At 72.0% G+C, this 443-nt stretch carries 1 protein-coding gene; it reads left to right on the top strand.

Features of this window, described 5'->3' with window-relative positions; translation table 11 throughout:
• The coding region (locus tag STRTUCAR8_RS46530; RefSeq protein WP_044473487.1) for a DUF1330 domain-containing protein at positions 1-259 on the top strand (259 nt) is incomplete at its 5' end.
• Positions 260-443 lie beyond the last annotated feature (184 nt).

The raw sequence follows: 443 nt of genomic DNA, 5'->3' as shown, positions 1-443 counted from the left end.
CGAGGCCTACGCCCGCGCCGCCGGGGCGACCCTGGCCGCGAGCGGCGCGTCGATCCTGGCGGTCGACGACGGGCCGCAGCAGCTGGAGGGCGAGTGGCACGGTGACCGGACCATCGTCCTGGAGTTCGAGTCGGTGGAGGCGGCCCGCGCCTGGTACGACTCCGCCGAGTACGAGAAGGCGAAGCCGCTGCGGCACGCGGCGGCCGACTCCAACATGGTGATCGTCGCGGGCTTCGAGCCGCCCGCCGGGAACGGCTGAGGCCTGTCCGTCACCCGGGGCGCACCCTCGTCACAGGTCAACGCCCGCCTTCCCGACGGGCGTTGACCTGTGACGTGGTCCCTGCGGGAAATGGCCGGCATCCGACAGTGGCCGCGGGGACCACTTGTGTGGTGTGGTGACCGTACTGCCACATCGGTGTGTCAGTGGCGGAGAGGGTGACGCG

It is taken from the genome of Streptomyces turgidiscabies Car8, from assembly GCF_000331005.1.
GTDB lineage: Bacteria > Actinomycetota > Actinomycetes > Streptomycetales > Streptomycetaceae > Streptomyces > Streptomyces turgidiscabies.
The sequence above is the reverse complement of the archived record's forward strand: the minus strand, read 5'-3'. Positions and strand labels throughout refer to the sequence as shown.